The following is a 24,835-nucleotide window of genomic DNA, read 5'->3' on the forward strand; positions in this document are numbered from 1 at the left end:
CTAGGAAAGGACCTTTCATGGCATTCGGCCCCGCGCGAACCGGCCGGGGTTGTCGGTGGGGCCGCATAGGCTTGCGGGGTGACTACTGCTCCACCTCGTCCGCGTCAAGCCAGTCCGGCTCGTGAGACCGCCCCCGCGCCCACCGGAGGCTGGATCCGCCGCCTGGCCGCTTCGTGCTGGAAACATCCTTGGCTGGTCGTGCTCTCGCTGGGCGCGGCCATCATCGGCGTCGGGTTGCAGGCCGCCGGTCCGCTGCTGATCCGCGAGGCGCTGGACGACGCCGTCGCGGGCGACACCTCCCGCCTCGGCCTGCTCGCCACGGTGATGGCGGTGCTGCAGGTGCTGACCTTCGGCAACGCCTTCGCCCGCCGGTACGTCGGCGGGCGGCTGGCCCTCGACGTCCAGCACGACCTGCGCCGCCAGGTGTTCAACGCGGTCTCCCGGCTCGACGGCGGCAAGCAGGACGCGCTGCGCACCGGCCAGGTCGCCTCCCGCGCGATCTCGGATCTTCAGCTGGTCACGTCGGTCCTGATGCAGGTGCCGCTGTCGGCGGGTTCGGTGATCTTCGCGCTGCTGTCGCTCGGCGCGATGCTCTGGATGTCGCCGACGCTGACCCTGATCGCGATGGTGGTCGCCCCCGCGATCGCGATCATCATGGCGGTGAGCCGGAAACGGCTCTTCCCGGCGACGTGGGCGGCCCAGCAGCGCGCGGCCGACGTCGCGCAGCAGGTCGAGGAGACCGTCACCGGCGTACGCGTCGTGAAGGGCTTCGGCCAGGAAGCGCGCGAAGTCGCGAAGCTGGAGAAGACCGCGAAGAAGCTCTTCGCGGAACGCATGCGCGCGGCCCGGCTCTCGTCGTTGCCGACGGCCACGACGGCCGCGCTCCCCGCGGCGGGTCAGGTCGCGGTACTGGCGGTCGGCGGCGTCCTCGCGCTGAAGGGTGAAGTCAGCCTCGGCACCTTCCTGGCGTTCGCGACCTATCTGTCCATCCTGATCGGCCCGGCACGGATGATCTCGAGTCTCGTCGTGCAGGCCCAGCTGACCAGGGCCGGAGCGGAACGGGTCAACGAACTGATCGACGCGCAGCCGGACGTCGTCGACAGCCCGGACGCGCGGCCGCTGCCCGAAGGCCCGCTCGGCGTCCGGCTGGAGGACGTCTCCTTCGGCTACACACGGTCGGATCCCGTGCTCGACGGACTCACCCTGGAGGCCCGGCCGGGCGAGACGCTCGCGCTGGTCGGCACGGCCGGCTCCGGCAAGTCGACGATCTCCTTGCTGCTCCCCCGGTTCTACGACGTGCACAGCGGCTCGGTCCAGGTCGGCGACCTCGACGTCCGCGACGTCCGGCAGCGAGACCTGCGCAGCGTCATCGGCGTGGTCTTCGAGGAGGCGTTCCTCTTCTCCTCGTCGGTGCGAGACAACATCGCCTACGGCAGGCCGGACGCGAGCGACGAGGAGATCCGCGCGGCCGCGCGGGCGGCGGAGGCGGACGAGTTCATCCAGCGCCTCCCCGACGGCTACGACACGCTCGTCGGCGAGCGCGGTCTCACGCTGTCGGGTGGCCAACGGCAGCGGCTCGGCCTCGCCAGGGCGCTGATGACCGATCCGCGCGTGCTGGTCCTCGACGACGCGACCTCCGCCATCGACACGGTCACCGAGGCCGCGATCCACGACACGCTGCGTTCGGTCACCGCGAGCCGGACGACGCTGCTGATCGCGCACCGCCGCTCCACCCTCGCCCTCGCCGACCGGATCGCCGTGCTCGACAAGGGCCGCGTCGTCGACGTCGGCACCGAGGAGGAGTTGCTCGCGCGCTGCCCGTTGTTCCGTGAACTCGTCGCGGGTCCGAGTGACGACGTCGAAGAACCGCATCGCTGCGAGGGCCTGGACTGCGGCCCCGCCGGAATCACCCCGGCCCTGTGGCCTGAGCAGGACAAGGCCGACGAGCTGTCAGGTGAACGGAAGGGCACCGGCGGCGAATGGGACGTCGACCTGCCGCCGAGTCCCGAACTCGTCGAAGGCGTCCGGAAACTGCCGCCCGCCACGGACGTCCCGCGCCTGCCGGGCACCGACGTCACCGCGCCCGAACCGAAGTTCCGCCTCGGCCGCCTGCTCAAACCGGTGCGCGGCCCGCTGGCCGTGGTGATCGGGCTGGTCGCGGCGGACGCGCTGGCCACCATCGCGATGCCCGCGCTGTACCAGTACGGCATCGACAGCGGGGTCCGCGCGGGAGCGGAGGCGGTGATCTGGCTGGCCGCCGGTATCGGCGCGCTGGTGATCCTCACGGACTGGCTGGTGGTCTACCTCCAGACCAGGATGACCGCGCGGGTCGGTGAGACGGTGCTGTATTCGCTGCGCGTCCGCAGTTACGCCCATCTGCAACGGCTCGGGCTCGACTTCTACGAACGCGAACTGTCCGGGAAGATCATGACCCGGATGACGACCGACGTCGACGCGCTCTCGACGTTCCTGCAGACCGGTGTCGCGCAGGCCGTGGTGAGCGCGCTGACACTGGTCGGGATCGCGGCGGCGCTGATGATCACCGACATCGGGCTGGCGGCGTACGCGCTCGCCGTGCTGCCGATCCTCATCGTGGCGACGGTGATCTTCCGCCGGGCGTCGTCCAAGGCGTACACCGAAGCCCGGGAACGGGTCAGCGTCGTCAACGCGGACATGCAGGAGAACGTGAACGGGCTGCGGGTCGCGCAGGCGTACACCCGCGAGGAGCGGACGGCGGAGAAGTTCGCTTCCCGCAGCGACGAGTACCGGCGTTCGCGGCTGCGCGCCCAACGCTATGTCGCGACGTACTTCCCTTTCGCGGCAATGCTTTCCGGGTTGGCCGAGGTCGTCGTGCTGATCGTCGGCGCGAACCGGGTCGCGGCGGGCACGCTGTCGGCCGGTGTACTGGTGGCGTTCCTGTTGTACCTCGGTCAGTTCTTCTCGCCGATCCAGCAGCTGTCCTCGGTGTTCGACGGCTATCAGCAGGCACGGGTCGGCCTGACACGCATCGGCGATCTGCTGCGCACGCCGACTTCCGTTCCGGCAGCGGAAAACCCGGTCCCGGTCCCGGAGCGGCTGCGTGGCGAGGTCTCCTTCAAGGACGTCGATTTCGCTTACACCGCAACGGACGATCCCGCTCTCAAGCAACTGACGCTGGAGGTCGCGCCCGGGGAGACCGTCGCCTTGGTCGGTGCGACGGGTGCCGGGAAGTCGACGGCGGTGAAGCTCGTCGCGCGTTTCTACGACGCGACAGGCGGCGTGGTCCGGATCGACGGGACCGACATCCGCGAGTACGACCTCGCCGCCCTGCGCACGCGAATGGGCGTGGTACCGCAGGAAGCGCATCTGTTCTCGGGAACCGTCGCGGACAATGTGCGCTACGGCAGGCCTTCCGCGACGGACGCGGAGGTCGAGGAAGCGGTCCGGTCCGTCGGCGCGCTCGACGGTGTCGCCGCGCTCCCGGCCGGCTTCCACCAGCCCGTCGGTGAACGCGGACGGTCCCTTTCGGCCGGGCAACGGCAACTCGTCGCCCTCGCCCGCGCCGAACTCGTGGACCCGGACGTCCTCCTGCTCGACGAGGCGACCGCGGCCCTCGACCCGTCCACCGAAGCCGCCGTCCTGCGCGCGACGGAACAGCTCGCGCGCCGCCGCACGACCTTCGTGGTCGCGCATCGCCTCGCCACCGCCGCCAAGGCGGACCGGATCGTGGTGCTGGACCACGGCCGGATCATCGAACAGGGCACGCACGCGGACCTGGTCGCGGCGAACGGCCACTACGCGCGACTGTGGTCCCTCGGCTGATAGGGCCCCAATCCGTACCGCACCAGGAGGGGCCGCAAGTGGCAATTCCGGTCCGGAGCCCGAAACGCCCTTCACGCGGCAGAGAGATCCAGCTGGAATTGCGCCCCCGGAGCCGCCGGTTCCCATCCCCGAGCCAGCGCCAGCCGGATCGCCCGTTCGACGTCCGAAGGCAGCACGGCCTTCGACGGCACCCCCATGTAGTTCAACGGATGCGCGTGATCCGTCTGGACCACCAGCACCGCACCCCGCGCGTCCTCCAATTCCACCCCGTACGAAAGGAAATACCCGCCGTCCTGTGCGTAGGTGGGCTTCCGCCGGACGATCCACCGATAAGCGGTCTCGTCGACGACGATCCGTCGCGAACCCTTGCGCAGCAATGCCATGAAGCCAGCATGACGAGCACGGCAAGGGAATTTCGGTCGCGCGCGAACCCGCGCACCTGTCACCATCACGGCAAATGAACGAAGAGATCCCGGCGCGGCAGATCCGCGCCGTGCACACCAAGACCACGATCCGCGTCTATCAGGCGTACTCGCCGGCCATCGCCGACGCCGCGCTGAAGGCGGGCACTTTCGTGCCGCCGTTCAAACGCGAACGCATGACCTGGATCAAGCCGTCCTTCCTCTGGATGGCGTACCGCTGCGGCTGGGCCGCGAAACCCGGCCAGGAGCGCGTACTCGCCCTCGACATCACTCGCGAGGGTTTCGCGTGGGCGCTCGAACACGCCGCGCTCAGCCACTACGACCCGGACGTCCACCCCGACCGGAAGACGTGGCAGGACGAGGTCAAGGCCAGCCCGGTCCGCATCCAGTGGGATCCGGAACGCAGCATCCGGCTCGGCGCCCTGAAGCACCGTTCGCTCCAGATGGGCCTGAGCGGCGAAGCCGTCGATCGCTATGTCGACAAATGGATCACGGCGGTCGCCGACGTCACCCCGGTCATGCGCGAGGTCGGCGCCCTGGTCGCGGCGAATCGCATCGAAGACGCCGAAGCGCTGCTACCCGCGGAGCGTCCGTACCCCGGTTAAGGCCGCCACTTGAGGCCGCTCATCCCGGCGACCTCGAGGTCCTGAGCCGAAGCCCAGCGGACGGTCCCCGGCCGGACGTGCACCCCGGCCGTCACCGCCCAGTCCGGCTCGTCGGGCTCGACGTGCTCCATCTCCTTGAAGTCGGCGAGCGTCGGCCAGACCGCCGAGCACGAGTCGCACATCAGCACGACCTTGCCGGACTCGGTGACCAGCGGGCGCACACGCCCCTCGTCCCAGAACGACGGGCACTCGTCCAGCCACATCGGCTGCCACCACCTCGCGGGCGATCGGCGGCCGGCACGACACCGGCCGCATCCTCCACCCAGCGAAACCCCCTGACGTGAACTCCAGGCTGTCCGGGCACGACGTCCCAGCCAACCTTTACCGACGAGACAGTGACCTGACCTGCACGGACGGTGAGAACGGGAGCAAAGGTCCCTTGCTCCCCCACGGGAAGCGAAGCGGGCCTGATTTCGGTCTCTTGATCGAGACAGTGACCCATCACCTAGTGCGCCACGCCTCACACAGGCCAGTTCCATCACACGGCCGCGACCGAGGGGGTTAGCCTGGTAGGCGCATCAGCGGTGTTCAAGATCTCGAGACGGATAGAGGCGAGTCCAAGCCGTGTCCAGCAGCAGCCCTGCGTCACAATTCGGCCCCAACGAGTGGGTCGTCGAGGAAATGTACGACCAGTTCCTTGCCGACCCCAGCTCAGTCGATGCCGCCTGGCACGACTTCTTCGCGGACTTCAAGCCAACGCAGGACGCGCAGGCGAAGGCTGACGACGCACGTCAGACCACGGCGGAGGGAAGCCCGGACACGAACGGCCAGGCCGCCACGCCGACGCCGCAGACGGTCCGCAACGCCGAGTCCGCCGCGAAGCAGACCGCCCCGGCGAAGGCTGCGCCGAAGACGGCCCCGAAGACCGAGGCGAAGGCGGCGGCTCCCAAGGCCGCGCCCAAGGCTGCCGAGAAGGCCCCCGCCAAGCCCGCCGAGAAGGACGCCGAGCCGGAGTCGAAGCAGCTCCGCGGCGCCGCGGCGGCGATCGCGAAGAACATGGACGCCTCGCTGTCCGTGCCGACGGCCACGAGTGTGCGCGCGGTCCCGGCGAAGCTGATGGCCGACAACCGCATCGTCATCAACAACCACCTCAAGCGCACCCGCGGCGGCAAGATCTCCTTCACGCACCTCATCGGGTACGCGATGGTCCGTGCGCTGAAGAACTTCCCGAACATGAACCGGCACTACCAGCTGATCGACGGGAAGCCGTTCGCGGTCACGCCGGAGCACGTGAACTTCGGTCTCGCGATCGACATGAAGGGCAAGGAAGGCTCCCGCACGCTCGTCGTGGCCTCCATCAAGGCCACCGAGAACATGACCTTCATGCAGTTCTGGCAGGCCTACGAGGAGATCGTCAAGAAGGCCCGCAACGGCAAGCTGACCGCCGACGACTTCGCCGGCACCACGATCTCGCTGACCAACCCCGGCGGCATCGGCACGAACCACTCGGTGCCGCGGCTGCAGGCGGGCCAGGGCGCGATCATCGGCGTCGGCGCCATGCAGTACCCGGCGCATTTCGAGGGCACCAGCGAGAAGGCCCTGGTCGACCTCGGGGTCTCGAAGATCATGACGCTGACCTCGACGTATGACCACCGCATCATCCAGGGCGCGGAGTCGGGCGAGTTCCTCAAGCGCATCCACGAGCTGCTGCTCGGCGAGGACGGCTTCTACGACGACGTCTTCACCAGCCTGCGCCTGCCGTATGAGCCGATCCGCTGGGTCGCCGACATCCCGGACGGCCCGGTCGACAAGACCGCGCGTGTCATCGAGCTGATCGACGCCTTCCGGATGCGCGGTCACCTGATGGCCGACACCGACCCGCTGAACTACCGGCAGCGCAGCCACGCCGACCTCGACGTCCTCTCCCACGGCCTGACCCTGTGGGACCTGGACCGCGAGTTCCCGGTCGGCGGCTTCGCCGGCCAGGAGCGGATGAAGCTGCGTGACATCCTCGGCGTCCTGCGCAACTCGTACTGCCGCACCGTCGGCATCGAGTACACGCACATCCTCGACCCCGAGGAGCGCCGCTGGATCCAGGACCGCGTCGAGATCCCGCACGAGAAGCCGGACCCCGCGGTCCAGAAGTACGTGCTCTCGAAGCTCAACGCCGCCGAGGCGTTCGAGACCTTCCTGCAGACCAAGTACGTCGGCCAGAAGCGGTTCTCCCTCGAAGGCGGCGAGACGGCGATCCCGCTGCTCGACACGCTGCTGGACAAGGCCGCCGAGCACGAACTCGACGAGGTCGTCATCGGCATGCCGCACCGCGGCCGCCTGAACGTGCTCGCGAACATCGTCGGCAAGCCGATCGCGCAGATCTTCCAGGAGTTCGAGGGCAACCTCGACCCGGGCCAGGCGCACGGTTCCGGTGACGTGAAGTACCACCTCGGCGCCGAGGGCAAGTACTTCCGCATGTTCGGCGACGGCGAGACCAAGGTGTCGCTGACCGCGAACCCGTCGCACCTGGAGACCGTCGACCCGGTCCTCGAGGGCATCGTCCGCGCGAAGCAGGACATCCTCGACAAGGGTGGCGAGGGCTTCACCGTTCTCCCCGTCCTGATGCACGGCGACGCGGCCTTCGCGGGCCAGGGTGTCGTGGCCGAGACGCTGAACCTGGCGCTGCTGCGCGGGTACCGCACCGGCGGCACCGTGCACGTCATCGTCAACAACCAGGTCGGCTTCACCACCGCGCCCGAGCACTCGCGGTCGAGCCAGTACGCCACCGACGTCGCGAAGATGATCGGCTCGCCGATCTTCCACGTGAACGGCGACGACCCCGAGGCCGCGCACTGGGTGGCCAAGCTGGCCGTCGACTACCGCCAGGCGTTCCACAAGGACGTCGTGATCGACCTGATCTGCTACCGCCGCCGCGGCCACAACGAGGGCGACGACCCCTCGATGACGCAGCCGGCGATGTACGACATCATCGACACGAAGCGTTCGGTCCGGAAGACCTACACCGAATCGCTGATCGGCCGCGGCGACATCTCCGTCGAAGAGGCCGAGGCCGCGTTGCGCGACTTCTCCAGCCAGCTGGAGCACGTGTTCAACGAGGTCCGCGAGCTGGAGAAGCACCCGGCGAAGGCCAGCCCCTCGGTCGAGGAGGAGCAGCAGGTCCCGGCGAAGGTGCCCACGGCGACCACCGCCGAGGTCATCGAGCACATCGGCGACGCGTTCCTCAACGTGCCCGAGGGCTTCACCCCGCACCCGCGGGTCAAGCCGGTCATGGAACGCCGCCACAAGATGTCCCGCGAAGGCGGCATCGACTGGGCGTTCGGTGAGCTGCTCGCCTTCGGTTCGCTGGCCATGGAGGGCCGCCTCGTCCGGTTGTCCGGCCAGGACTCCCGCCGCGGCACCTTCACCCAGCGCCACTCGGTGCTGATCGACCGCAAGACCGGCCAGGAGTACTCGCCGCTGGCCAGCCTCGCCGACGGCCAAGGCCGCGTCATGATCTACGACTCGGCGCTGTCCGAGTACGCCGCGGTCGGCTTCGAATACGGCTACTCCGTGGCCAACTCCGAAGCGCTGGTCATGTGGGAAGCGCAGTTCGGTGACTTCGTCAACGGCGCGCAGACCGTCATCGACGAGTACATCTCCTCCGGTGAGGCCAAGTGGGGCCAGCTCTCCGACGTCGTGCTGCTGCTGCCGCACGGCCACGAAGGCCAGGGCCCGGACCACACCTCCGGCCGCATCGAGCGCTTCCTCTCGCTGTGCGCCGAAGGCTCGATGACCGTCTCGGTGCCGTCCACCCCGGCGAACTACTTCCACCTGCTCCGCCGGCACGCCCTCGACGGAGTCAACCGGCCGCTGGTGGTCTTCACCCCCAAGTCGATGCTGCGCAACAAGGCGGCGACCTCGGCGGTCGAGGACTTCACCGGCCAGTCGAAGTTCATGTCGGTCATCGACGACGCCGACGTCGACCCGTCGAAGGTGCGCAAGGTGCTGCTGACCTCGGGCAAGCTCTACTGGGAGCTGGTGGCCGAGCGGACGAAGCGCGAGGCGAACGACATCGCGATCGTGCGGGTCGAGCAGTACTACCCGCTGCCGAAGAAGAAGCTGCTGGCGGCGCTCGAGCGCTACAACGGCGCCCCCGCGGTCTGGGTCCAGGAGGAGCCGGAGAACCAGGGTGCGTGGCCGTTCTTCGGCCTGAACCTGCCGCGGAAGCTGCCGGAGGTGTTCTCCAGCCTGGACGTCGTGTCGCGTCGTCCGATGGCGGCGCCGTCGGCCGGTTCGTCCAAGGTGCACGAGGTCGAGCAGAAGGCGCTGATCGCGCGGGCCTTCGACTGATCGCCCAGTAGTACATGAAGGCCCCCTTCCTTGCGCCTGTCGCAAGGAAGGGGGCCTTCATGTACTTGAGGTGTCGAAAACGGCGGGTCCCGTTCGTGTAGGGGGAAACGAACGAAGGAGACACCATGAAGACCCTGCTCGACGGCCTCAAGCTCCCCGAATCCGCCCGCTGGCACGACGGCCGTCTCTGGCTGGCGAACTGGGGCGGTGGTCAGATCCTCGCCGTCACGCCCGGCGGCGAGAGCGAACTGATCGCGAACGTGCCGACCGCGATGCCGATCACCTTCGACTGGCTCCCCGACGGCCGCCTGCTCATCGTCGACGGCCCGAACGCCCGCCTGCTCAACGCGGACCTGAGCACCTACGCGGATCTGAGCCCGGTCGCCTCCCTCTGGAACGAGGTCGTGGTCGACGGCCGCGGCAACGCCTTCGTCAACGGGATGAACGACTTCCAGGCGCCGGGCGCCATCGCCGTCGTCACCCCGGACGGCGAGGTGCGCCAGGTCGCCGACGGCATCCTGTTCGGCAACGGCATGGCCGTCACACCCGACGACGCGACCCTGATCGTCGCCGAGTCGTACGGCAGCAGGCTCACCGCGTTCGACATCGCCGAGGACGGTTCGCTGTCCGGCAGGCGGGTGTGGGCCGACCTCGGCGGCGACCACCCGGACGGCATCTGCCTCGATGCCGACGGTGCCGTCTGGTACGCGGACGTGGCGGGCAAGCACTGCGTCCGCGTCCGCGAAGGAGGCGAAGTACTTCAGAAGGTCGAAGCCGACCGAGGCTGCTTCTCCTGCACGCTCGGCGGCGAGGACGGGCGTTCGCTCTACGTCCTCGCCGCGGAGTGGCACGGCTGGGAGAACCCGTTCGGCGACGGGCCGACCGGGCAGGTGCAGGTCACCGAAATCGGCTAGTCGAGCAAGGAGGCCTCCGCGGCGAGGTGCGGGCGCCGATGGGACACTTCCTGATGACTGGATCGACAGTGGGGTCGTGAGTGATAAAGAGCGTTAGAACGCTCTTTATCACTCACGACCCCGCGCGAATATGCACAAAGGCGCCAAATCGGACTGGCGAGCTCGGGGATGGGTCCCTTATGGACAGTTCGGCCCGCGTCGGCACTCTTCGGCGAGCCCGCGGCATCACGCCCTTGCCTTACCCTGCTAGCCGATCGCCTCGGAGGTCGCCTTGGCCAGCTTCAAGGCGTTCTCCTTGCACACCGTCTGGTTGACCGTGCCGGACGGGTCGGGGCCGGTCACGATGATCTCGCCCTCGACGTTGCCCTGATAGAACTTGATCTGGCACTGGCTCGACGAGTCGAGCTTGGTGTGCACGGCCTTGGTCGACTTCGCCATGCTGGGGATGAGGACGCCGCCGTCGGTCACGGCGTTCTCGACACTCGCCTTCGCCCACGCCTCTCCGGCGCCCGACCCCGGCTCCTTCGACTTCGACAGGTACATCGAGACGGTCGCCGAAGGCGCGTTGGGCTCACGCCAGCTGCAGGACGAACGGGTGTAGGTGATGTCGTCGTTCGACGTGCTCGCCGGCTCCTCGCCCTTCGGCGTTTCGAGCGGCGGCAGGTTCCGGATCTTGGTCCCGATGCGCGCGCAGGCGGGCATGGCGGTGTACTTGTCCGGCGGGCCGGTCTTCTTGGACGACGTCGGCGCTGCGGTCGGCGACGAACCGTTGTCGTCGGACAGCAGCAGGAAGGCGGCGACCCCGCCACCGCCGAGCAGCACCACCGCGCCGATGACGAGCCCGACGATGAGCCCGGTGTTCGACTTCTTGGGCGGCGGCCCGTATCCGGGCTGCGGATATCCGGGATATCCCTGCGGCGGATACGGCTGCTGAGGTCCCTGCTGATAGGGCGGTCCGGGCTGCATGCGGAGAGGGTAAAGCCTCGCCAAGGTCCTTAGTGGACGAACGCCGCAACTGGGCGCCGAATCACTCTCCGGAGACGGGAAGGCCCCCTTCCCAGCAGGAGGAAGGGGGCCTTCACGTACTCCAGGGGTGGATCAGACGGTCAGCGACCAGCTGTTGAGCGAGCCGGTGTCGACGCGGTAGACGTCCTGCACCTTCAACTTCCAGGCGCCGTTGGCGGCCTCGGTCGAGACGTTGGCGGTGTAGGTGGTGTTGATGTTGTCGGACGAGTCGTTGCTCGAACCCTTCAGGCGGTACGAGCTGCCGTCCGGCGCGACCAGGTCGATGACGAGGTCACCGACGTAGGTGTGCGTGATGTTCACCGCGACCTTGGTGGTGGCCGAGGCGTTGCGGGCGCAGTTCGCGACGGTGATCGTGCTGGTCACCGCGGCACCGGCGTCGGGGATGGCGACGACGCCGCTGTTGGTCTGCGTGCCGCAGGGGGTCGGCTCGGGGCCGGGGCCACCGTCGGCGCCGGTGTAGAGCAGCACGTTCGGCGAACCGGTGCCCGGGTTGGTCACCTTGTCCTTGGTGCCGTTGGCGACCAGCGCGTCACGGACCTGCTTCGGCGTGGCCGTCGGGTTGGCGGAGGCGTACAGGGCCGCCGCGCCCACGACGTGCGGGGTCGCCATCGAGGTACCGCTGATGGTGTTGGTGCCGTTGTTCAGCCACGTCGACGTGATGCCGCTGCCCGGCGCGAAGATGTCGAGGCAGGTGCCGATGTTGGAGAAGCTCGACCGCGCGTCCGTGTTCGTCGTCGAGCCGACGGTGATGGCTTCCGGCGTACGGGCGGGCGAGACGTTGCAGGCGTTGGCACCGGTGTCGTTACCGGCCGCGACGCCGTAGGTGACACCCGACGCGATCGACCGCTGGACGGCCTGGTCGAGGGTCGTCGAAGCGCCACCACCGAGGCTCATGTTCGCGACGGCGGGCTTGACGGCGTTCGCGGTCACCCAGTCGACACCGGCGATGACGCCGGCGGTCGTCCCGGAACCGGAGCAGTTCAGCACGCGGACGGCGACGAGCTTGACGCCCTTGGCCAGACCGTGCGCGGTACCGCCGATGGTGCCCGCGACGTGGGTGCCGTGACCCTGACAGTCCGTGGCGTCGTTGTCGTTGTCGACGGTGTCACGGCCGTGGGTCGCGCGCCCGCCGAAGTCGGGGTGCGTGGTGAGGATGCCGGTGTCGACGACGTACGCGGTGACGTTCGACGCCGTGGTGCTGTAGCTGTACTTCTGGTTGAGCGGAAGGCTCTGCTGGTCGACCCGGTCCAGGCCCCACGACGGCGGGTTCAGCTGGTCCGCCGAGATCGAGACGGTCTGGTTCTGCTCCACGTAGGCGACGGCGGGGTCGGCGGCGACGCGCTTCGCCTGCTTTTCCGTCAGTGCGCCGGAGAAGCCGCGGACCGAAGACGCGAAGGTCTTCTCGACCGTGCCGCCGTGGCGCTGGGTCACGCTCTTCGCGGTGGCTTCGACCGACGAGCCGTCCTTCAGCACGACGATGTAGCTGTCCTTGATCGCCTTGTCGCTACCCGCGTTGACGATCGAACCCTCGGCCGCCGACGCGACGGTCGTGCCGCCCAGCGCCGTCAGCACGGCGACGGCCGCGGCCACACCGAAGGCGGGCAGTCGTCTCTTCAAGGTTCCCAGGGAATTGTTCAAGATATTCCTCCCAGGCAGGGTCGACCCACGGGCATGAAGAAGCCCGCCGGATCGTTGGGGTGACTCAGAGGTGAAGCGCGTTCCACTTAGGAGCGCAGGCTGAGACTAAGTGGCGGATTCACCCCAAGGAAGACCTTGCATTACGGACATCCCGGTAGTAATGGACGTCGCGTCGGCGCAGTTCGGGCACCGTTCAGCCCCCGCCTTTAGTCGCGTTTTACCGCCGTACGGCCCACGAAGAATTGGGGATCCGCACATCTGGTGGTCGTTTCCCGTCCCCTCGGCCGTTTCAACGCCGTGGAAGTACACACGGATGGCCGCCTACTAAAGTCGCGACCTCGCGGCGCGGAAATCGATTTCCATCCTACCTTCGGATGGAGCACACTCGGCCGCATGCTGCTCCGACAGGAAACCCCGGCCGACCGCGAGGCGATCCACGCCGTCCATCTGGCCGCGTTCGCGAAACACAGTGTCCCGGTGGTCGAGGCGAAGCTCGTCGACGAACTGCGTGAGGACGGTGACCTGATCGGCGCACTGTCCATCGTGGCCGAACGCGACGGGGAGGTCGTCGGGCACGTCTGCTGCAGCCCGGCCAAACTCGGCTCCGATGAGGCATCGACGGTCGGTCTCGGCCCGCTCGGAGTCCTGCCCCAGCACCACGGTTCGGGCATCGGCTCCGCGCTCGTACACGCCGTGCTCGGCGCGGCGGACGCGCTCGGCTACGGCGCCGTGGTCCTGCTGGGCGACCCGAACTACTACTCCCGCTTCGGCTTCGTGCTCGCCGCGCGGCACGGGATCACGCCGCCGGTCGCGGAATGGGCGCCGCACTTCCAGGTCCGCACCCTGCGCGCGTACACGCCCGGCCTCCAGGGCGAGTTCCGCTACTCGCCCGCCTTCGACCGCCTCTAGCCCCCTCCGCGTTCAGTCCTCTGAATGCGGTCCTTGCGCGTGCAACTACCGCATTCAGAGGACTAAATGCGTGGGATCAGGCGGGCGCGAGGAGGTTGTTCCGGCGCAGGAACTCCTCGGCGACGTCGAGCGGATTGCGCTTCTCTTCGCTGAACTGGACGTTCAACTCGGTCAGCTCGTCGGTCGTGAGCACCGCCGAAACCCGGTTCAACGCGTCGACCTCCTTCGGCGACAACGTCCCCTTCGCGACGAGCGGCACGATGTTCTGCGCGGGGAACATGTTCTTGTCGTCCACCAGCGGGACGAACCCGTTCGCTGCGATCGACGAAGACGTGCTGAAGAGATCGGCGACCTGGATGTCGCCGGACTTCAGCGCGGCGACCGTGACCGGGCCGCCGGTGTCGGTCGTGCGGATCTCGGCGAACTCGCAGCCGTAGAGCGTCTTGATCTTGTCCTTCCAGCGGCTGCTCCACTGACCGGGACCGCCGAACACGAATTCCCCGCACCGCTTGCCGAGATCGGAGAACGTCCGGATCCCGGAATCGGCGAGTTCCTTGCGCACCACCAGCAGGTCCTTGTCCTCCGCGGGCGCCTGTTCGAGGACCTCGAACCCGGACGGCAGCCTCTGTTTCAGCTGCGCGTAGACGTCCTGCGGTGTGGTCGCCTGCGTGTCCTTGTCGAAGTAGCGCAACAGGTTCCCGCTGTAGTCCGGCACCACCGAAAGCGATTTGTCCTGCAGCGCCTTGACGACGACCTCGCGGCTGCCGACGGGCGGGCGCACGGTCACGTTCTCGGCACCCGCGTTACGCAGCGCGCCCGCGTAGATCTGGGCCAGCAGAAGGCTTTCCCCGACATCGGACGCGCCGATGATGATGTCACCGGTCGCACCGCCCTCGGCACCGCCGGCGAGCGGATTACCACAAGCCGTTGCCAGCAAAGCGATCCCGGCGAACAGCGCCGCCATCCTCCGCCTCATGCCTTCGCCTTCTTCCCGCTCGCCGCCTGCGCCAGCCGGACACCCTTGGGCACCAGCAGCCGCTGGACACCCGCCAGCGCGAGATCGAGCACGACCGCGAGCAACGTCGTCAGCACCGCGCCCGCGACCACCTGCGGATAGTCCAAAATGGCCAGTCCGTCGAGCAGGAACCGGCCGAGCCCGCCGAGCCCGACGTAGGCGGCCACGGCGGCCGTCGCCACCAGTTGCAGCACCGAGTTCCGCACCCCGCCGAGCACCAGCGGCAGCGAGATGGGCACCTCGACCTTCCACAACCGTTGCCAGCCGGTCATTCCGATGCCCTGCGCCGCGTCGACCACGCCGTGGTCGGTCGCCTGCAGGCCCGCGTACGTCCCGGCGAGGATCGGCGGGATGGCGAGCACCACGAGCCCGATGATCGTCGAGAGCTCGCTTTCGGTGAAGAGCAGGAACAGGAAGGTCACCAGCCCCAGCGTCGGCAGTGCGCGGATCGCGTTGCCGCCGCTCACCAGCAGCACCGCGCCGCGACCCGTGTGCCCGACGTAGAGGCCGAGCGGGATCGCGATGAGCAGCGCGAAGACCAGGGCCAGCGCCGTGTAGCCGAGATGCTGCAGCAACCGGGCCGGGATGCCGTCCACGCCCTGCCAGTGGGCCGGGTCGCCGAACCAGTTCAGGACGTCGCCGATCATTTCGCCCCCGCCGTGGTCGCCACCCGGTCCCAGGGTGTGAGGAGATTGCGAAGCTGGACCAGCACCAGGTCCACGATCAGCGCGAGCAGCAGGGTCGCGACGATCCCGACGACGATCGGCGAGAAGTACTCGCGCTGGAAGCCGTCGGTGAACAGCACGCCGAGCCCGCCGGTGCCGATCAGCGCGCCGACACTGACCAGGCTGATGTTGCTGACCGACGCCACCCGGACGCCGGCCGCGAGCACCGGCACCGCGAGCGGCAGCTCGACGGCGAGAAAGCGGCGCGCGGGTTTGTAGCCGATCGCCGTGGCCGCGGCGACGACGTGCGGCGGGACGGCGTCGAGCGCGTCCAGCACCGGGCGCACGAGCAGGGCGGCGGTGTAGACGGTGAGCGCGACGATGACGTTGACGCTGTCGAGGATCTTCGAACCGATGATGCCCGGGATCACCACGAACAGGGCGAGCGACGGGATCGTGTACAGCAGGTTCGACACGACGAGCAGGACGTTGCACACGGCCCGGTAGCGATGGCCGAGCCAGCCCGCCAGTACCGCGATCACCAGGCCCAGCACCAGCGGGACCAGCGAAAGGTAGATGTGGTCGAGCAGGTCGCCGAAGAACTGCGACCTGTTGTTGGCGCTGCCCAGGTAGCGGCCGAGCTCCGCGAAGAAGTCCCCCATCAGGAACTCAGCGACGGCGCTTCGATCACCTCGAGGACTTGCCGGGCTCTGACCACGCCGAGGACCTTCTGGTCGGCGTCGACCACGACACCGAGGCTCGCGGGCGACGAAAGCGCCGCGTCGAGCGCGCCGCGGATCGGCGACCCCTGGACGTACAGGGATCCGCCCGCGACGAGATCGGTCTCCGCCAGCACTCCGTCCACAGTGGACTCTGGGCGCAGCCAGCCGCGCGGCTGCCCCTCGGCGTTGACCGCGACCTGCCAGTCGTCGGACGGTCCGGGGGCGGGCTTGCCGACCTCGACGCGCTTCACCTCTTCGACGACGATCCCGTCCGCCGAAAGGAAGGAAAGCCCGCGGTAGCCGCGATCCTTGCCCACGAAGGACGCGACGAAGTCGTCGACGGGATGACGCAACACGTCCGAGGGCGTGCCGTACTGCGCGAGCACGCCGCCGACGCGGAGCACCGCGATCTTGTCGCCGAGCCGCACGGCCTCGTCGATGTCGTGGGTGACGAACACGATCGTCTTCCCCAGCTGAGACTGGAGGCGCAGCAGTTCGTCCTGCAGTTCCTCGCGGACGATCGGGTCGACGGCGGAGAACGGCTCGTCCATCAGCAGCACCGGCGAATCCGCCGCGAGCGCCCTGGCGACGCCGACGCGCTGCTGCTGGCCACCGGAAAGCTGGGCGGGGTACCGCTTGCCGAGTTCCGCGGGCAGGCCGACGGTCTCGAGCAGCTCGGCCGCGCGTTTGCGCGCCTTGCCCTTGTCCCAGCCGGACAGCAGCGGCACGGTGGCGACGTTGTCCAGGACCGTCCTGTGTGGAAAGAGGCCGGCGTGCTGGATGACGTAACCGATGCCGCGGCGCAGCAACGCCGGGTCGCCGTCGCTGACGTCCTTGCCGTCGAGCAGCACCGTGCCCGAAGTCGGCTCCACCATCCGGTTGATCATCCGCAGCGACGTGGTCTTGCCGCAGCCGGACGGCCCGACGAAGACGGTGATCGTGCCGTCCTCCACGGTGAGGTTCAGGTCGTCGACCGCGACCGTCCCGTCCGGATACCGCTTGGTCACGCCACGGAACTCGATAGTCACGTGTCTCTCCCCATGTCTGGTCGAAAAACCGTAGCCCAGATCGGCCCTGTTGGCACGGTGTCCCAGGGGGCGGGTCACTAGGCTGCTGGCTGTGAGTTCCTCCGTCGATGACGTCCTGGCGGCGCACGGTGTCCACGTGCGACCGCTCCATCAGGTGATTTCCCTGCTCCGGACGGATTGGCGTGACCTCGGTGAACTGGTCCGCATCAGCACCGCGCCGCGCCGGAGTGTCGAAGACGTCCTGAACGCGCTCGGCGACGACCTCGAGCGGGCCGAGTCCCGCTTCCGGCTGACCCCCGCCGCGCGCGAGAAGTACGCGCGCTTCGAGGCACGGGACCGGAAATCCGACCCCGACCTGCTGAAGACCATCACCAGCTACGTCGAGAACGTGCCCGCGCCGCTGGCCGCGCTTGACCACGTGCAGGCGACGCCGGAGACGGTGCTGAACCGGGCGCTGTGGCTGGACGAGCGGTACGACCTCGGCACGGCGAAGCTGCTGTTCCTCGGCGACCACGACCTCACTTCGCTGGCCGTGCGCGCGTTGCGGCCCGACGCGGACCTCACCGTCGTCGACCTCGACGATCGTGTTCTCGCCTACATCGACGAACTCGGCGAGCGGTCGATCCGCACCCTGCACACGGATCTGCGCGTCGGCCTGCCACCCTCGGTGAGCGGGCGGATGGATCTCGTGTTCAGTGATCCGCCTTACACCCCCGAAGGAATGGGTTTGTTCGCGGCGCGCGGGGTCCAGGCGCTCACCGAACCCTCGGACGGGCGACTGCTGCTCGCGTACGGCTACAGCCCCCGGCATCCCGCTCTGGGCGCGCAGGTGCAGCGGGCACTCGCGACGCTCGGGCTGACCTTCGAGGCGATCCTGCCGGACTTCAACCGGTACTTCGGCGCGCAGGCGATCGGGAGCGCGGCGGATCTCTACGTCTGCCAGCCGACCGCGAAATCGAAGAAGAACCGCGGCGGCAAGGGGAAGGCCGCGATCTACACGCACGGCCCGCAGTCGGTGGAGTCGGCCGGGGCGGCCAAGCCGTCACTACTGGACAAGCTGCACGAGATCGCCACCGAAGGCGGGCTGGCGCTCGAGTCGCGTCCGGTCGACTGGTCCGTCTCCGGCCCCGAAGGCGACGCGGTCGCGATGGACCTTTCGGCCGACCCCGGGCCGTGGCTGCTGCGGACCCTGCTGGGCACCAACGCGCGACGACTGGCGCTGCTGGTCCCGAATTCGCATCCCGACCTGACGAACGCCGAGGCGCAGGCCGCGCTGAACGGGCTGATCGGCGCGAAGTACAAGCTGCGGCTGTTGCGGAGCACCCCGGACAACCGGCACGCCATCGTCGTCGCGGACGCCGTCGACCACCAGGAAGAACTGCTCACCCGGGCGCACGCGCGGCTGGCGAACGTCTCACTCGACGTACCGCCGGACCTGACGGACGCGCGGCTGATCGACCTGCCCCGGCACCGGCTGGCGGAACTACTCGGCTGAGCGTGTCATCGGAACTTCATGCGGTCTTCCTAGGTTCAGTCCCATGTACGAACCTCAAGGCCCCGGAACACCGATGGCGCAGCCGTACGGGTACGCCTACCCGCCGGGGCCTCCGCCGCAACGCCCCAAGACCAGCGGCCTCGCGATCGCCACACTCGTACTGGGCCTGGCCGGTTGCCTGGTGCTGCCGTTGCTCCCCGCGTTCATCCTGGGCATCATGGCGCTCAGTCAGACCGGTCCCGGGAAACAGCAGGGCCGGGGCCTGGCGATCGGTGGCCTCGCGGCCGCCGCGTTCTGGACCATCGGCTGGGTCGCCCTGATCGGGAACACCATGGGGAACCCGGACAACTACACCGCGAGCCCGCCGAGCGCGAGTTGCGCGACCCCGCCGGCCGGATACGCCAACATCTGCACGTTGAAAACGGGCGATTGCTTCCAGAAGCCCGCGGTCACGGGTACCTACACCAGCGTCGAACTCATCCCGTGCGACCGCGCGCACAGCACCCAGGTGATCGGGGCCTTCACCGCGGCGGACGGCCCCTGGCCCAGTGGCGGGGAACTGAAAGCGGAAGCCTTGAACCACTGTCAGCGGATTCTGGCGAAGAACGTGGACACTCCGCGACTCAACGCGGAGGGTGTCTACACCGACCTGGTCACCTGGAAGCCAGGGCGCGACGAGTGGAAGCACGGCGTGCGCACCGTCTTCTGCACACTCAATTCGCCCGACTCGCAGCTGACCGGTTCCGTCCTCGTCCCCGGCGCCGATCTGTCCATCCCTACCGGCTGACGTGCGCAACCCCCACACGCTATGAAAGGCCCCTTCATTGCAAATTTCGCAATGAAGGGGCCTTTCATAGCGCTTGAGCGAGCGTGAAAGGGACCGTCACACCACGCCGTCGGCCTCGGCGGCCTTCGCGACGGCCGCCGCCACCTCGGGTGCGACCCGCGGGTCCAGCGGGCTCGGGACGATCCGGTCCGGGCCGAGGTCGTCCTGCGCGACGGCGAAGATCGCTTCGGCCGCGGCCAGCTTCATGTTCTCCGTGATCGCCCGCGCGCCGGAGTCCAGCGCGCCGCGGAAGACACCGGGGAACGCCAGCACGTTGTTGATCTGGTTCGGGAAGTCGCTGCGCCCGGTCGCCACGATCTTGGCGTACCGCGACGCCGCGACCGGGTGGACCTCCGGGTCGGGGTTGGACAGCGCGAACACGATCGCGTCGTCGGCCATCCCGGCCAGCAGGGTCTCGTCGATGGTCGCCCCGGACAGGCCGAGGAAGACGTCGGCACCCTTCAGCGCCTCACCGAGGCCGCCGCGCAGACCGGCCGTGTTCGTGGTCTCGGCGAGCTTCTGCTTGATCGGGTTCAGGCCTTCGCGACCCTCGTGGATGATGCCGCGCGAGTCGAGCACGGTGACGTCGGCGACGCCGGCGTTCTGCAGGATCCTGGCGCAGGCCACCCCGGCCGCGCCCGCTCCCGAGACGACCACGCGCTGGCCGGAGATGTCCTTGCCGAGGACCTGGTTCGCCCCGCGCAGCGCGGCCAGCGTGACGATCGCCGTCCCGTGCTGGTCGTCGTGCATGACCGGGCAGTCGAGGACCTCCTTGAGGCGGTCCTCCAGTTCGAAGCAGCGCGGCGCCGAGATGTCCTCCAGGTTCACCGCGCCGTACGACGGACGCAGCCGGACCAGGGTCTCGATGATCTCGTCGACGTCGGTGGTGTCGAGCACCAGCGGGATCGAGTCGAGCCCGCCGAAGGTCTTGAACAGGACCGACTTGCCCTCCATGACCGGCAGCGAGGCGCTCGCGCCGATGTCACCGAGGCCGAGCACCGCCGTACCGTCACTGACCACCACGACCAGCCTGTCCGCCCACGTGTACCGCTTCGCCTTGGCCGCGTCCTCGGCGATCGCACGGCTCACCTTCGCCACCCCAGGCGTGTACGCGACCGAGAGGTCACGGGGCGAGGAGATCGGGCGCGTCGCGGCCACGGAGAGCTTGCCGCCCTCGTGGCCCTCGAAGATCTCGGTGTCCGTCACTGGCGTGGTCATCGTGGTTCCCGTCATTGCTTCCGCCGTGTCTAAGGACGGCGAAGTCTCGATTCGAGCGAAGGTCATGGGATTCTCCTGGGACTGCGAGCGGGGGAACTGGCCGGTGAGCAGGCCAAAACTGGGCATGGCCCGGCCACCTGGGGTAACTCGTCCTCCGACACGGCAGCCCAGCGCGGTAGCGCCGGCCTGTCGGCGAAGCGTCCAATCGGCCATCGGTGCCGTGGGTATGGCGACGGCCGCGGACGCAGCGGTCAGATCATTGTGACAGGCATGCGGACCAGTGTGCCCCTCTGGTGCGGTTGATGTCACAAACGGGCCCGGATTTCCGCAGCTCAAGAGACCTTTCCCAAGACGTCCATCCGGTTTGGGAAGGGCTCGTTAGCATTGAGGTCATGCATGCCAGGCGCCTCAGCATCTCCGACTGTTTCGAGTTCACCCCGCGGGTTTTCCCCGATCACCGCGGCCTGTTCGTGGCGCCGTACCAGGAAGAAGCGTTCGTCGAAGCGGTCGGGCACCGGCTTCGCCTCGGGCAGACCAACACCAGCGTCTCGCGGCGCGGCTCCATCCGTGGTGTGCATTTCGCGGACACCCCGCCCGGCCAGGCGAAATACGTCTACTGCCCGAGCGGTTCGATGCTGGACGTCATCGTGGACCTCCGGGTCGGCTCGCCCACTTTCGGTGAATGGACGTCCGTGGTGCTCGACAGCGCCGAGTACAAAGCGGTCTACATCGCCGAAGGCCTCGGCCACGCCTTCATGGCGCTCGAAGACGAAACCATCATGGCGTACCTCTGCTCAGAGCCGTACAACCCGACGGGCGAGCACGGCGTCAACCCGATGGACGCCGATCTCGCGCTGCCATGGCCACAGGACATCGAACCCATCGTGTCCGAAAAGGACACCACGGCTCCCTACCTGAAAGAGGCTCTGGAGCAGGGGTTGCTGCCCCAGTACGACGACTGCGTGGCCTACTACGAGAAGCTGCGGGCCGCGAACTGAGCTAGCGCACCACGTCTTCGCTCAACACCCGCTCCACGTTCCGTTCCGCCAGCGCGGTGATCGTCACGAAGGGGTTCACGCCGGTACTGCCCGGGATCAGCGAGCCGTCGGTGACGTAGAGATTCCGATAGCCCTTCACCCGGCCGTACAGGTCGGTGGCCTCACCCAGCACCAGTCCACCCAGCGGGTGATAGGTGAACCGGTTCTCGAACGACCGCGTATCCCCGAACAGGTCACTGCGGTAGATCGTGCGATTCGCCCGGTTGACCTTGTCGAACAACGACTTCGCCGCGTCGATCGACGGTTTCCCCTGCGCGGCGTTCCAGCGCAGCCGCACGGAGTCGGTGGCGGCGTCGTAGGTGAAATGGCCACGTTCGGGGTTCTTCGTGATCGCCAGGTAGAGGCTCAGCCAGGTCTCGACCCCGGCGGGCACCGGCGCGACCTCGGCGAAGACCGGGTTCACCGGGTCGTCCCACGCGTCGATGCCGAGCGCGGGCATCCCCGACTGCAGCGATCCACCGACGTCCCACGCGTGGTTGGCGCGGCCCAGCATCACGTTGCCGTTGGTACCCCAGCCGCGGCCGACCTCGTCGTTCAGCCCGGGCAGCGTCCCGGTTTCCCGCGCCCGCACGAGCAGTTCCGTCGAACCGAGGCTGCCGGCGCCGAGGAACAGGTACTTCGCGCCGAACTGTTTCCTCGCGACGACCGCGCCGTCCTCGGCGGTTTCGTGCACGGTCAGGACGTACGTGCCGTCGGTCTGCCGGGTGATCCCGCGGACCTGGTGCAGCGTCTTGATGGTCACGTTCCCGGTGCCCAGCGCGGCCGCGAGGTAGGTCTTGTCGAGGGATCGCTTGCCGTGGTTGTTGCCGTAGATGACCTCGGACGCGAGGGCCGACTTCGGCACCGCGCCCGCTTCTTCCCGTTTCATGTACTCGAAGTCGTAAACGCTGGGCACGAACACCGTCTTGAGTCCCGCCCGCGTCGCGGCCTTCCGGGAAACCCTCGCGTAGCGGTAGGAACGGCAGGTTTCGAACCAGCGCGGGTCGATGTGGTTCACGCCGAGGGCCCGGTTGGCCAGGGGGAAGTACTTTCCGTACATCTCGTCCGCGTCGACGGCGGGCAGGATCTCCTCGAAGTACGACCGCTTCGGCGTCACGGCCATCGCGCCGTTGACCAGCGAACCGCCCCCGACGCCACGGCCGACGTAGACGGACATGTCGCCGTGGTCCACCCGGTCGAGCACACCGGGGTACCGCTTGATGTCCCGGTTCGCCAGGTCCATCCAGAGAAACGACGCGAGCGGGGCCTGCGTGCGGTCCTTGAACCAGGCGGCCCGCCGGTCCGGCCGGAGCATGTCGCAGAAGATCTTGCCGTCGGGCCCGGGGTCGGCCCACAGTTTGCCCATTTCGAGCATGACCGTGGGAATCCCGGCTTCGCCGAGCCGGAGCGCGGTCACCGCGGCGCCGTACCCGGTGCCGACGACCACGGCCGTCGAGAAGCCTGGGGACGATTCCCCGGCTTGCGCGGTGGAAATCGTGGTGAGCCCGAGAGCGGCGGCGGAGTTGAGCGCGGTGAACCCGAGGAACCCGCGGCGCGACAGTGGGGACATGGGCCGATGATCGCCCGCTGTTCGACACCCCTTCAAGGGCGAATCCGAAGCGGATTCGCGTCAGCTGGGTAAACACCGTTTATTTTCACTCGAACGTGGCGATTCCAGGGGTCCCTTGGGTGGCTTCCCCGATGTGATCCCCACCCGGGCAGACCACCCTTTCGGGTCATGAGACGTCTTCTCGCCGCGACCGCGGCCGCACTGTCCGCAGCCGCCCTCCTCGCCTTCCCCGGCCAGGCCTCCGCGGCACCGTCGCCGCTGCCCGACTTCGACTTCTCCGCCTGCCCCGCCCCGCCCGCCAACGCCGACCCGGGCACCTGGCGCTGCGAAGCCTTTGTCTCCCAAGGAGTCCTCACCATCGGCGACCGGGACATCCCGCTCGGGGAGATGCGGCTGACGTTCTCCGAAGGCGAAGTGGACGGGAAATACGCGCAGGTGTTCGGCGAACTGCGGCACGCTCCGGCCCGGGTCCGCGGCACTTTCGGCGCGAGCCTGCAGCTGAAATACGGCGGTTACTCGGACTTCCAGTCGAACGACGAGCGCCGCGGCGAACTGGATCTCTACGCGGCCCTGCGACATCCCTTGCTGCCCAAGGAATGCGCGGTCGGCACGCTCGCCGAACCGCTGCACTCGGTCGTCAAGGACGATCCCGCGGTGCCCTTCGAGGTGATCTCGCAGAACCCGACGACGGTGAAGTTCGGCGTCGTCGACTCGCAGCTCGCCCTGCCGCGCACGACCGGTTGCGGCCGGCTGGCGCCGGTGGCGGACCAGTTGCTCGGCCTGCCGTCCCCGAGCGGGCGGAACACCTTCAAGCAGGTGACCTACGTGCAGTTCAAGCCCCTCTGATCACCCGCGTCCAGAGGACTAAACGCGCGAGAGAACCGCGCCTTAGGTGCCCACCGCCGGTGCGCGAACGGCCGACACGCGTGATCAGGTGGACAACACGCGTGACTGGATGGACGACACGCGTGATCCGGCGGACGACTCCCGCACGGCCGAGGTCCGCCGCGAGCCGTCCGTCTGATCACACGTGTCGGCCGTCTGGACACGCGCGTCGTCCGTCTGGTCACGCGAAGGGCATCCGCGAGGGCCAGGCATGAAGGTGCTTACTTCTTCTTGGTCACCCAGATGGTGATGGTCGCGGTCACGACGGGTTTCCCGTTCGTGTCCGTGATCGTCGCCGGCACGGGAAGCTCGAAACCCTCGTCGCCGAATTCCGGCAACTCCGGCAGTTCGGCGACCGCGCGCAGGCTCGTCTCGGCCTTCGCCACGTATTCGACCGTCATCCCCTTGGGCAGCCAACGATGCGTCGTCGGGACGGTCGCCTCGGCGAGCATGCCCATGGCGATCTCGGCGAGGTTGCATGCCGCGATCGCGTGAAAAGTCTTGATGTGGTTGTAAACACCCCACCACTTCGGGGACGTCACCTCACACCGGCCGGGACGCAGTTCGCGCACCGACGGGAGCACCGTCCGGAAGTACGGCACACGCAGGCACATCGCCGCCGAGAACAGCTGTTTGCCGACCGGCTTGCCCGCCAGCCGGTTCCACATCGCGTAGGTCGGATTCTGCGCCATCACGGTCTCCTCACCATGTTACT

At 68.3% G+C, this 24,835-nt stretch carries 21 protein-coding genes; 10 read left to right on the plus strand and 11 right to left on the minus strand.

The genetic code is table 11. The annotated features are described in order from the left end of the window. Positions 1-78: 78 nt before the first annotated feature. Positions 79-3,801, plus strand: a complete 3,723-nt coding sequence (locus DMH01_RS05115; RefSeq protein ID WP_125673923.1) for an ABC transporter ATP-binding protein — start codon at positions 79-81, stop codon at positions 3,799-3,801. Positions 3,802-3,872: 71 nt separating this feature from the next. Here the strand turns inward: DMH01_RS05115 and DMH01_RS05120 are convergent, their stop codons facing one another. Continuing rightward, positions 3,873-4,184, minus strand: coding sequence for a hypothetical protein (locus DMH01_RS05120; RefSeq protein WP_125673924.1), 312 nt, complete (start codon positions 4,182-4,184; stop codon positions 3,873-3,875). A 74-nt stretch (positions 4,185-4,258) separates the two neighbouring features. Here DMH01_RS05120 and DMH01_RS05125 point away from each other — a divergent pair, with 74 nt between their 5' ends. Next, complete coding sequence (locus DMH01_RS05125) at positions 4,259-4,828, plus strand: DUF4291 domain-containing protein (RefSeq protein ID WP_125673925.1); 570 nt, start codon at positions 4,259-4,261, stop codon at positions 4,826-4,828. On the opposite strand, the gene DMH01_RS05130 is transcribed toward DMH01_RS05125, so the two are convergent. Beyond that, the gene (locus DMH01_RS05130; protein ID WP_125673926.1) at positions 4,825-5,091 is read right to left on the minus strand and encodes a hypothetical protein; all 267 of its coding nucleotides are present in this window, start codon (positions 5,089-5,091) and stop codon (positions 4,825-4,827) included. The genes DMH01_RS05125 and DMH01_RS05130 overlap by 4 nt on opposite strands. 361 nt (positions 5,092-5,452) lie before the next feature. On the opposite strand from DMH01_RS05130, the gene DMH01_RS05135 reads away from it, so the two are divergent. Together DMH01_RS05135 and DMH01_RS05140 are read left to right on the plus strand one after the other, a co-directional pair. After that, complete coding sequence (locus DMH01_RS05135; RefSeq protein WP_125673927.1) at positions 5,453-9,172, plus strand: multifunctional oxoglutarate decarboxylase/oxoglutarate dehydrogenase thiamine pyrophosphate-binding subunit/dihydrolipoyllysine-residue succinyltransferase subunit; 3,720 nt, start codon at positions 5,453-5,455, stop codon at positions 9,170-9,172. Positions 9,173-9,297: 125 nt separating this feature from the next. After that, positions 9,298-10,086 (plus strand): SMP-30/gluconolactonase/LRE family protein, encoded by a 789-nt coding sequence (locus DMH01_RS05140; protein ID WP_125673928.1) that lies wholly within the window; start codon positions 9,298-9,300, stop codon positions 10,084-10,086. 246 nt (positions 10,087-10,332) lie between these two features. Here the strand turns inward: DMH01_RS05140 and DMH01_RS05145 are convergent, their stop codons facing one another. Beyond that, on the minus strand, positions 10,333-11,052 hold the full coding sequence (locus tag DMH01_RS05145; protein WP_125673929.1) for a hypothetical protein: 720 nt from the start codon (positions 11,050-11,052) through the stop codon (positions 10,333-10,335). 132 nt (positions 11,053-11,184) lie between these two features. Next, entirely contained in the window at positions 11,185-12,750 is a 1,566-nt protein-coding gene (locus DMH01_RS05150; RefSeq protein WP_125673930.1) for a S8 family peptidase, read from the minus strand. A 393-nt stretch (positions 12,751-13,143) separates the two neighbouring features. Here DMH01_RS05150 and DMH01_RS05155 point away from each other — a divergent pair, with 393 nt between their 5' ends. Then, a complete protein-coding gene (locus DMH01_RS05155; RefSeq protein WP_125673931.1) occupies positions 13,144-13,659 on the plus strand; it encodes a GNAT family N-acetyltransferase in 516 nt (171 codons plus the stop codon). A 76-nt stretch (positions 13,660-13,735) separates the two neighbouring features. Here the strand turns inward: DMH01_RS05155 and DMH01_RS05160 are convergent, their stop codons facing one another. The 4 genes from DMH01_RS05160 to DMH01_RS05175 are packed head-to-tail and all read right to left on the minus strand — an operon-like array spanning position 13,736 to position 17,089. Continuing rightward, positions 13,736-14,623: an ABC transporter substrate-binding protein gene (locus DMH01_RS05160; protein ID WP_370323351.1), complete on the minus strand. Its 888-nt coding sequence runs from the start codon at positions 14,621-14,623 to the stop codon at positions 13,736-13,738. Between the two features lie 8 nt (positions 14,624-14,631). Continuing rightward, positions 14,632-15,321 (minus strand): ABC transporter permease, encoded by a 690-nt coding sequence (locus DMH01_RS05165; RefSeq protein WP_125673933.1) that lies wholly within the window; start codon positions 15,319-15,321, stop codon positions 14,632-14,634. Beyond that, positions 15,318-16,001, minus strand: a complete 684-nt coding sequence (locus DMH01_RS05170; RefSeq protein ID WP_125673934.1) for an ABC transporter permease — start codon at positions 15,999-16,001, stop codon at positions 15,318-15,320. Before DMH01_RS05170 ends, DMH01_RS05165 begins: the two co-directional genes overlap by 4 nt. Further along, positions 16,001-17,089, minus strand: a complete 1,089-nt coding sequence (locus tag DMH01_RS05175; protein WP_125673935.1) for an ABC transporter ATP-binding protein — start codon at positions 17,087-17,089, stop codon at positions 16,001-16,003. The genes DMH01_RS05170 and DMH01_RS05175 overlap by 1 nt, the downstream gene beginning before the upstream one ends. A gap of 91 nt (positions 17,090-17,180) precedes the next feature. Between DMH01_RS05175 and DMH01_RS05180 the strand changes: the two genes are divergently transcribed. Together DMH01_RS05180 and DMH01_RS05185 are read left to right on the plus strand one after the other, a co-directional pair. Further along, positions 17,181-18,584 carry a bis-aminopropyl spermidine synthase family protein gene (locus DMH01_RS05180; protein WP_125673936.1) on the plus strand — a complete coding sequence of 468 codons (1,404 nt, stop codon included), beginning with the start codon at positions 17,181-17,183 and terminating at the stop codon, positions 18,582-18,584. 43 nt (positions 18,585-18,627) lie between these two features. Then, positions 18,628-19,371, plus strand: coding sequence for a DUF4190 domain-containing protein (locus DMH01_RS05185; RefSeq protein ID WP_125673937.1), 744 nt, complete (start codon positions 18,628-18,630; stop codon positions 19,369-19,371). A 96-nt stretch (positions 19,372-19,467) separates the two neighbouring features. Here the strand turns inward: DMH01_RS05185 and DMH01_RS05190 are convergent, their stop codons facing one another. After that, positions 19,468-20,643 carry an NADP-dependent malic enzyme gene (locus DMH01_RS05190; protein ID WP_125673938.1) on the minus strand — a complete coding sequence of 392 codons (1,176 nt, stop codon included), beginning with the start codon at positions 20,641-20,643 and terminating at the stop codon, positions 19,468-19,470. A gap of 377 nt (positions 20,644-21,020) precedes the next feature. Between DMH01_RS05190 and DMH01_RS05195 the strand changes: the two genes are divergently transcribed. Next, positions 21,021-21,626 (plus strand): dTDP-4-dehydrorhamnose 3,5-epimerase family protein, encoded by a 606-nt coding sequence (locus DMH01_RS05195; RefSeq protein ID WP_125673939.1) that lies wholly within the window; start codon positions 21,021-21,023, stop codon positions 21,624-21,626. 1 nt (position 21,627) lies between these two features. Here DMH01_RS05195 and DMH01_RS05200 read toward each other — a convergent pair whose 3' ends face one another. Continuing rightward, positions 21,628-23,235, minus strand: a complete 1,608-nt coding sequence (locus tag DMH01_RS05200) for a GMC oxidoreductase (protein WP_125673940.1) — start codon at positions 23,233-23,235, stop codon at positions 21,628-21,630. Between the two features lie 168 nt (positions 23,236-23,403). Between DMH01_RS05200 and DMH01_RS05205 the strand changes: the two genes are divergently transcribed. After that, complete coding sequence (locus DMH01_RS05205) at positions 23,404-24,081, plus strand: hypothetical protein (protein ID WP_125673941.1); 678 nt, start codon at positions 23,404-23,406, stop codon at positions 24,079-24,081. A gap of 46 nt (positions 24,082-24,127) precedes the next feature. Next, on the plus strand, positions 24,128-24,259 hold the full coding sequence (locus tag DMH01_RS43510) for a hypothetical protein (RefSeq protein WP_255432000.1): 132 nt from the start codon (positions 24,128-24,130) through the stop codon (positions 24,257-24,259). An 82-nt stretch (positions 24,260-24,341) separates the two neighbouring features. Here DMH01_RS43510 and DMH01_RS05210 read toward each other — a convergent pair whose 3' ends face one another. Continuing rightward, the gene (locus tag DMH01_RS05210) at positions 24,342-24,812 is read right to left on the minus strand and encodes a hotdog fold domain-containing protein (protein ID WP_125673942.1); all 471 of its coding nucleotides are present in this window, start codon (positions 24,810-24,812) and stop codon (positions 24,342-24,344) included. Between the last annotated feature and the right edge of the window lie 23 nt (positions 24,813-24,835).

It is taken from the genome of Amycolatopsis sp. WAC 04182 (genome assembly GCF_003947465.1).
Taxonomy (GTDB): domain Bacteria; phylum Actinomycetota; class Actinomycetes; order Mycobacteriales; family Pseudonocardiaceae; genus Amycolatopsis.